The sequence below is a fragment of the Aeromonas sp. EERV15 genome (assembly GCF_900079845.1).
Taxonomy (GTDB): domain Bacteria; phylum Pseudomonadota; class Gammaproteobacteria; order Enterobacterales; family Aeromonadaceae; genus Aeromonas; species Aeromonas sobria.
In genome coordinates this window covers 1-527 of the sequence record NZ_FKKY02000076.1, presented here as the reverse complement: position 1 = coordinate 527, position 527 = coordinate 1, and the positions used below count along the sequence as shown (strand labels likewise).

The following is a 527-nucleotide window of genomic DNA, read 5'->3' as shown; positions in this document are numbered from 1 at the left end:
AAGGCTTCGGTATCTGCAGTACCGGTCATCCCCGCCAGCTTGTTGTAGAGACGGAAGTAGTTCTGGAAGGTGATCGAGGCCAGAGTCTGGTTCTAGTTCTGGATCTTGGCCCCTTCTTTCGCTTCAACCGCCTGATGCAGACCATCGGCCCCGCGACGACCCGGCATGGTGCGACAGGTATGCTCATCGACGATGACGATCTCATCCTTCTGGACGATGTAATCCACGTTGCGCTCAAACAGGGTGTGGGCACGCAGACCGGCGTTGACATTGTGCAGCAGGCTGATATTGGTGGCAGAGAACAGGGAGTCATGCTCATCGAGCAGCCCCTCTTTCTTGAGCAGCTCTTCCACGAAAATCTGACCGTTTTCTGTCAACAGGGCCTGACGGTTCTTTTCGTCAACCGTGTAGTGCCCCTCACCGGTGTACTCCTCGGTGTCTTCTTTGTCCTGCTTGACCAGCACAACGGTCAACCTGCCGGTTATGCCCAGGATCCGGTGGAAGTGCAGAACTATGTCGACAAGCAC

Annotated in this window: 1 pseudogene; it reads right to left on the bottom strand. The window is 55.6% G+C overall.

The features are described from left to right. Nucleotides 1-461: pseudogene (gene secA / locus BN4575_RS20485) on the bottom strand (preprotein translocase subunit SecA); the annotation flags it as partial. Between the last annotated feature and the right edge of the window lie 66 nt (nt 462-527).